This is a genomic window from Sinorhizobium fredii USDA 205 (assembly GCF_001461695.1).
Classification (GTDB): Bacteria; Pseudomonadota; Alphaproteobacteria; order Rhizobiales; family Rhizobiaceae; genus Sinorhizobium; species Sinorhizobium fredii.
In genome coordinates, this window is record NZ_AUTC01000050.1 from 1 (window position 1) to 3,471 (window position 3,471).

The 3,471-nt window shown below is 57.9% G+C and carries 2 protein-coding genes and 1 pseudogene; 2 read left to right on the forward strand and 1 reads right to left on the reverse strand.

Going from position 1 to position 3,471, the window contains the following annotated elements; all coding sequences use genetic code 11:
- The first annotated feature begins 175 nt into the window (after positions 1-175).
- Positions 176-325 carry a hypothetical protein gene (locus tag N181_RS33675; protein ID WP_161623565.1) on the forward strand — a complete coding sequence of 50 codons (150 nt, stop codon included), beginning with the start codon at positions 176-178 and terminating at the stop codon, positions 323-325.
- Between the two features lie 14 nt (positions 326-339).
- On the opposite strand, the gene N181_RS06945 is transcribed toward N181_RS33675, so the two are convergent.
- Positions 340-2,040: a flavin-containing monooxygenase gene (locus N181_RS06945; protein ID WP_234886019.1), complete on the reverse strand. Its 1,701-nt coding sequence runs from the start codon at positions 2,038-2,040 to the stop codon at positions 340-342.
- Positions 2,041-2,952: 912 nt separating this feature from the next.
- On the opposite strand from N181_RS06945, the pseudogene N181_RS34645 reads away from it, so the two are divergent.
- Positions 2,953-3,467 (forward strand): annotated as a pseudogene (locus N181_RS34645) (ISNCY family transposase); the annotation flags it as partial.
- Between the last annotated feature and the right edge of the window lie 4 nt (positions 3,468-3,471).

Here is a 3,471-nt window from a genome sequence, read left to right on the forward strand (position 1 = left end):
CCACGCGCGGCGCTCAAAATCCTGCGGCCCTGCTCGGATGGATACGACTAATCAAACGTATTTTCGCGGTGCTTGCAGTGCACTCCCCTCAGGGGAGATATTCGCCGGTTGCACGTCACGGTGCCCGGCCGGACGGCGTTTGAAGGTACATGGCGTCGCGCAAAGTGAGGGCCGAATGCCCCTTGGAATTGTGCGCGTCAAGCTTCTGCGCCTTGCTGAACGTCGTGGCTGGCAGGAGGCGGATTTTTCCCGTCTGAGTGCCGATCAGACACTCGATATGACCGCCGAAGGGGGCCTCACCCGGCGGTCGCCATTCGATTGCTGACCGTAGCCGCCGCGTCAAGAAGGTCGACGCCGGAGTCGCGAGCCGGGGCGTTGAACGCCCTCTCGCGGTACACCCGAAGTCTCTAATCGGGAATCAACTTGCGGCATGGTACGGTAGTCATCGAGATCCGCCTCCTTCAGCAACTTCCAATAATCGACCAGACGCCAAGGGCTGTTTGTCACGATTCGGCCCCGGTCGTTGCGGAAAAAGGTGGACATACCCTCATGGCTCCAGATCATCTGCTGGTGCATTTGTTGGATTTTCCGGTTGTAATGTTGATATATATGTTGCCGGCATTCTACTTCGACAAGTCTCTTCTCGCCCATCTGGCGCAGAACACTTAGTACATAATCGATTTGGCTCTCGATCGTGAAGATGAAGCTGCCGCGATGGCCGAGCGCCGTATTGGGACCATAGAGCATGAAGAAATTTGGGAACCCCGCCACAACGGTGCCAAGATAAGCCTGACAGTCATCATCGTCCCAGACGTCACGTACCGTCCGACCATTGCGTCCGATTACCTCAACCGGAAGTAGATATCGTGTCGTATCGTAGCCTGAGGCGACGATAATAAGTTCTGCCTCATGCGTTTCATCATCAATCGCATGGATCGACCTGCCCTCAACACGCGCAGCAGCTCCGTCTACCAGCGTAACATGCGGCTTTAGTAGGGTTCTGTACCAGCCATTGTCCAGGAGCATCCGCTTGCCGAATGGAGGGTACGACGGGATGACCTTGGCGATAAGATCAGGGCGCCCCGCCAGCTGTCCCTCGATGTATTGTGTGTAAGTCTCGCGGTCGCGGTCGTTAACCGCATTCACGGAACGGTCCGGATGCGGCCAGGCCGGATCCTTGTGCAGGGCCTCATGCACTTCACTGTCGTAAATCCAACTCAGGCGGAGCCTGTACAGCCATTCATAGTGTGGCACCTCGCGGAACAAGAACTGCATCGGTTCCAGGACCGGTTTTTGAAATTTCGGGAAGGGCGCCACCCATTGACGTGAGCGTTGGAAGATTGTCAAGGCACCCACCCGATCTGCGATGGCGGGAACAACCTGCATTGCCGAAGCGCCATTGCCAATCACGGCCACACGTTTACCGTCGAGCGCGACTTCTGGATCCCATTCCGAGGTGTGCACCACCGGGCCGTCGAAGTTGCGCAGGCCCGAAAGGTTGGGCCATTTCGGCGTGGTGAAGCCCCCCACCGCCGAGAGGACCACATTGGTCACGAGGGTTTCTTCCGTGCCGTTGGGCAGACGTAACCGGGAGTGCCAAGTTAGGCTCTCTTCGTCATAGCGGGTGACCAGGCACTCCGTGCCGTAGCGGATGGAACTCTCGATCCCAAAGTCCCGGGCAACACGGTTGAAATAGTCGTCGATTTCCTTTTGCAACGGGAAGAACGTGCTCCAGTTGCCACTGGCAAGAGTGTACGAGTAGAGATGCCCCGGCGTGTCCACTCCACAGCCAGGATAGTGATGTGCGTGCCAGACCCCGCCGGTGCTGTCTTGCTTTTCGACCTGGATGTAGGAAATGCCCAATTGTCTTAACCGAATTGCCGCTGCGACACCGGACATGCCCGCCCTGATGATGAGTACACGAAATCCTTTCGGCAAGGACACGGGGTCCGGAATGGCGCCTGCATATCTCCGTAGCTTATGAAGCATCATGTCAGCGTATTCTGGCGGGATAGGCTCGGCCTCCGACACAGTCAGCATGCGGATCAACTCTTCTTCCGACAGGTCCTGCTTGGTGACTGGTGCGCCGCTGTGCCAACAGATGATGGCGTCCAGTGCTGCATTACGAATCTCCGTCTGTAATTCGGCCGCGAGCCCCCTGAATCGTTGTCGCCCCAGACACTCTTTACGGGAAGAAACGGTGGGGTGAGCCAGTATTCTTTTCCCGTGAACTGATACAGAAGGAGTAATAGGGTTGGAATATTGGCCGAAGGGAGTGCCTCGGCGATGCGGTGGCGGAACAGGGCGAGGTCCGAAGAGTGAGCCATGATTTAAGATCCTCCTGTTGCATATATCCAATCCCCCGCCAGACGCTCAGTTTACTGCCTCGGCTTCGGCGTGGTTGCGGCAATCGGCATTAGAGAAGATTCGACAAGCAAGCTCCCGAATGTCTGATCCAAATCGCGCTTGATAAAGCGAGTCGAAGGTCGCCACGGCGGGGAGGTTCTCGGGCGCCGTCGTGCCGCCGGCCCGGGCTCGACTGCGAGATATGCCCCTGTGCTGCCTCGGCTCGACCAGGCGCGCGCAGCCGGTTACGTCTGCATCTGAAACGATCCACCCCTTGATGATCGGAAGGCGGGCTCGGCAGAAACCATTGGCTAACATGTCGAAATCTCTGCGCGATAAGGTGGGTCCGTGACGTGTCCTGCAAATGCCTAGAAGCAATATGCGTGCCAAAAGGAAGAACTCTTCTTAATGCAACGAAATGACTCAAGCAGCGGTCTCGCGTGTCCAACATTGTCGTACATAGGACGAGCCTCAACCTGACATTAATCGTAACACTGTATGTCTGTCTTCGTGGCCGAGTGGCTCGTCCTACACTGCACTTCCAAGGTTGCTCGGATGAGCCGACCCGATCCTAATCATAGGAGGACGAGCCGTGGCAGATTATCGGCTACGCCGCATCAGCGTCTGGTTGCCGACGCTCACGCGTCAGATGTAGCCGCTCCCGTCTGCAGGAAATCTACGCCGGGCTAGATCCTGTCCCGCTATTTGCGCGATATCCGCGCCCGTGCAGGAGCGACTCGCTGCGTTTGCCGACACTCCGCCGGCCATGCGCTCTGACGGGGTAGATCAGCCGATCGACCTTTTCCTGGCGAGTTTGCGGACTGGAAAGAGAGAGCTACCGGCGGACGGATCGCCCGCTTGCGAAAACCAAAAGAGGACGGCGGCGTCGTGCTCTCGTCGAGGCGACTACCGACGTGCGAAATTGGTTCGAAGCCGAACCATGGCGGACCGGCAGCGAACTTCTGTCGCGACTGCAGGCCGAGTATCCCGGCGATTACCCCGACAAACTGCTTCGAACACTTCAGCGCCGGCTGAAGGTCTGGCGCAGCGAACAGGCGGACGCGTTGCTGTTTGGCACCTTGATGATGTGGACGCCCCCGCGCCGGCGGTTGCCGCTATGATGCC

What these genes read in the sequence shown, in the direction of transcription:
- N181_RS33675 (WP_161623565.1), top strand. Translation starts at nt 176, where the DNA reads ATGCCCCTTGGAATTGTGCGCGTCAAGCTTCTGCGCCTTGCTGAACGT.
- N181_RS06945 (WP_234886019.1), bottom strand. Translation starts at nt 2,040, where the DNA reads ATGCTGACTGTGTCGGAGGCCGAGCCTATCCCGCCAGAATACGCTGAC.